Origin of the sequence: Streptomyces sp. NPDC101227, assembly GCF_044767545.1 — a bacterium.
GTDB lineage: Bacteria > Actinomycetota > Actinomycetes > Streptomycetales > Streptomycetaceae > Streptomyces.
Map to the genome: position 1 here is coordinate 1 of NZ_JBIWOD010000007.1, position 3557 is coordinate 3557.

Annotated in this window: 3 protein-coding genes; all 3 read right to left on the reverse strand. The window is 69.9% G+C overall.

Annotation, left to right across the window (positions count from 1 at the left end; genetic code table 11):
* Positions 1-150: 150 nt before the first annotated feature.
* Genes ACIRPT_RS17640 through ACIRPT_RS17650 form a run of 3 tightly spaced genes read right to left on the reverse strand, consistent with a single transcriptional unit; the run spans position 151 to position 3380 of the window.
* The gene (locus ACIRPT_RS17640) at positions 151-1314 is read right to left on the reverse strand and encodes an ABC transporter ATP-binding protein (protein WP_403827974.1); all 1164 of its coding nucleotides are present in this window, start codon (positions 1312-1314) and stop codon (positions 151-153) included.
* 12 nt (positions 1315-1326) lie between these two features.
* Positions 1327-2391, reverse strand: coding sequence for an ABC transporter ATP-binding protein (locus ACIRPT_RS17645; RefSeq protein ID WP_403827976.1), 1065 nt, complete (start codon positions 2389-2391; stop codon positions 1327-1329).
* Between the two features lie 11 nt (positions 2392-2402).
* Positions 2403-3380 (reverse strand): ABC transporter permease, encoded by a 978-nt coding sequence (locus ACIRPT_RS17650; protein ID WP_403827978.1) that lies wholly within the window; start codon positions 3378-3380, stop codon positions 2403-2405.
* Between the last annotated feature and the right edge of the window lie 177 nt (positions 3381-3557).

Below are 3557 nucleotides of genomic sequence, written 5' to 3' on the forward strand. Positions count from 1 at the left end.
GGGGGGCCCGGGGTGGGCCGGGGCCCCCGCGGCCCCCCCACACCCCGCCCGCCCCCCCCAGCCCGGGGCGCACCGCCAGGCGGCCCCGCCACAGGGCGGGGGGGGGGGGGCCGGGCGGGGGGGGCGGGCCACCCCCACGTACGGCGGTCGTCACAGGCTCTTGCCGGCCGCGCCCTTCTCACCGGAGCCGGCCGGACCGTCCCCCGCCGCCTCCTCGATGGCCGCCAGCGCCGGGTCCAGGATGATGTCCTCGTCCCGGGCCGCGGTCGTCGGCTCCTCCGGGAAGTGGCAGGCGGTCAGGTGCCCGGCCGCGTTCCCGGAGATCTGGACCAGCGGCGGCTGCTCCGCCGCGCACTTGTCCTGGGCCTTCCAGCAGCGGGTGCGGAAGCGGCAGCCGGACGGTGGGTTGACGGGGGAGGGGACATCACCGGCGAGACGGATCCGCTCGCGGCCCTCGCTCTCGTCGTCCACCAGCGTGGCCTCCGGGACGGCGGAGAGCAGGGCGTGGGTGTACGGGTGGCGCGGGCGGTGGTAGATCTCGTCACGGGTGCCCACCTCGACGATCTTGCCGAGGTACATCACCGCGACCCGCTCGCTGAAGTGCCGCACGATCGCCAGGTCATGGGCGATGAACAGGAACGCGATGCCCAGCTCGCGCTGGAGCTTCTGGAGCAGGTTGACGACCTGCGCCTGGATGGAGACGTCGAGGGCCGAGACCGGTTCGTCGGCGACGATCAGCTTCGGCTCCAGGGCCAGGGCGCGGGCGACGCCGATGCGCTGGCGCTGGCCGCCGGAGAACTCGTGCGGAAATCGGTTGTAGTGCTCCGGGTTGAGACCCACGGTCTCCAGGAGCTCGCGGATGCGCTTCTCCCGGCCGCCGGGCGGATTGATCCCGTTGATCTCCATCGGGCCGCCGATGATGGTGCCGACCGTCTGCCGCGGGTTCAGCGAGGCATACGGGTCCTGGAAGATCATCTGGATCTCGGAGCGGACCGGCGCCAGTTCCTTGCGGCTGGCGCGCGTGATGTCCCGGCCCGCGTACGTGATCTTGCCGGAGGTCGGCTCCATCAGACGGGTCAGCAGCCGCCCGGTGGTGGACTTGCCGCAGCCCGACTCGCCGACCAGGCCGAAGCTCTCGCCGGCGTGCACGGTCAGGTCCACGCCGTCGACGGCCTGGACCGCGCCGACCTTCCGCTTGAACGGGAAGCCGCCGTAGATCGGGAAGTGCTTGGTCAGCCCCTCGGCGGTGAGCAGCGGCTCGCCCTTGGCGGGCGCCGTATCGCGGGGCGTGGGGAGAGTGACGTTGTCGGTCATGGTGATGGCTCCCTAGCCCAGCCGGGGCTTGATCTGCTCGGTGAAGAAGGTCTGCTTCTGCTCGGCACTCAGATGGCACGCGGCGGCGCGGCCGAGCGCCAGCGACGGCCGGTCGTCGGTGCACCCCGCACCGCTGACCTGGTCGACGAAGCCGCAGCGCGGGTGGAAGGCGCAGCCGCTGGGCGGGTTGAGCAGGCTCGGCGGGGCGCCCGGGATCGGGTGCAGCTCCTCGTTGACGTCCGAGGACAGCCGCGGCATCGAGCTCAGCAGGCCCCAGGTGTAGGGGTGCTGGGGCCGGGTGAGGATGTCCTTGACCGAGCCGCGCTCCACCGCCCGCCCGGCGTACATCACCAGCAGGTCGTCCGCGGTGTTGGCGACCACGCCCAGGTCATGGGTGATCAGGATGATCGCGGAGCCGAACTCCTGCTGGAGGTCCTTGAGCAGGTCCAGGATCTGCGCCTGCACGGTGACGTCCAGTGCGGTGGTCGGCTCGTCCGCGATCAGCAGCTCGGGGTTGCAGACCAGCGCCATGGCGATCATGGCGCGCTGGCGCATGCCGCCGGAGAACTGGTGCGGATAGTCGTCCACCCGCAGATTCGGCTGCGGAATGCCGACCTTGGTCAGCATCTCGATGGCCCGCTGCCGGCCCTCGCGCTTGGTGGCGCCGGTGTGCTTGATGAACGGCTCCGCGATCTGCCGGCCGACCGTGTAGTACGGCGAGAGCGCGGTCAGCGCGTCCTGGAAGATCATGGCCATCTTGTTGCCGCGGAGCTTTTCCAGGGTCTTCTCCCTGGTCCCGGTCAGCGCCTGGCCGTCCAGGGTGATCTCGCCCGTGATCTCGGTCGACTTGGGGTTGTGCAGGCCCAGGACGGCGAGGTTGGTGACGGACTTGCCGGAGCCGGACTCGCCGACGATGCCCAGCGTCTGGCCGCGTTCGAGGTCGAAGGAGAGGCCGTCGACCGCCTTGACGATGCCGTCCTCGGTGGAGAACCGCACATGCAGGTCGCGGACGGAGAGGAAGGGGTCCGGTCCGGTCGGGACCGGCGCGTCCTCGGTCTTCGTGAGGGATGTGGTCACTTCAGACTCTCCTAGGACAGGCGCACGCGCGGGTCGATGAGGGCGTACGTCGCATCCACGATGATGTTGAACAGGACGATGAACGTGGCCGCGAACAGCATCACGCCCATGACCGTGGGCAGATCGGTCCGGAGCACCGATTCCATCGACAGGGTGCCCAGGCCCGGCAGCGCGAACGTCACCTCGGTGATCATGGCGCCGCCGAAGAGCGAGCCCAGGTCGATGCCGAAGATGGTGACGATGGGAATCAGCGAACCCCGCCAGGCGTAGCGGAAGAAGACCGTCGCGGCGGACATCCCCTTGGCGCGCGCCATCCGGACGTGTTCCTCCTGCAGCTGCTCGATCATCGCGGAGCGCGCCATACGGGTGTACTGCGCGGTGAAGATGATCGACAGGACGCACCACGGGATCAGCAGGCCCATGAACCAGCCGACGGGATTCTCCGTGATGGGCACGTATTTCGGCTGTCCCAGCAGATTGGTGTTGTAGACGAGCAACGCCAGCACGATCGGGCCGATGAAGTAGATCTGCATCGAGCTGAGCACCAGCGAGACGGAGCTGAAGACCTTGTCGAGCAGCGAGCCCTGCTTCCACGCGGCGAGCATGCCGGTGGCCAGTCCCACGAACAGGAAGACCGCGGCGGCGCCGATGGTCAGCGACAGGGTGATCGGGAAGCGGTCGACGATGGTGTTCCACACCGCGTCGCCGGTGGCGAAGGAGTAGCCGAAGCACGGTGCGGGGCACGGCCCTTGGGCGAAGTCGCGGCCGGTGATGATGCCGGACATGAAGTGCCAGTACTGCACCGGGACCGGCTGGTCGAGCCCCAGGTTCTTGTGGATGATCGCGAGCGCGTCGGGGCCGCAGTTCCGTCCGCAGGCCAGGAGTGCGGGGTCCCTTGGGGCGGCGAAGAAGAGGAAGAACGTGAAGGCGCTGATGAGCAGCAAGATCACGATCGCGCCGAGAGACCGGCGGACGAGGAATCGAAGCATGGCAGATCGCAGCTCTCGTGGGGCAGCGGAAGTGTGGAGGGTGCGGGCGGGCGCGGGGGGGGGGGGGGGGGGGGGGGGGCCCCCCCCCCCCGGGGGCCCCGGGGGGGGGGGGGGGGGGGGCCGGGGTAGAGGATCGGCTTGGCGAGTTTGGAGAGTTTCCGGCGGCCTTCGGCGTCC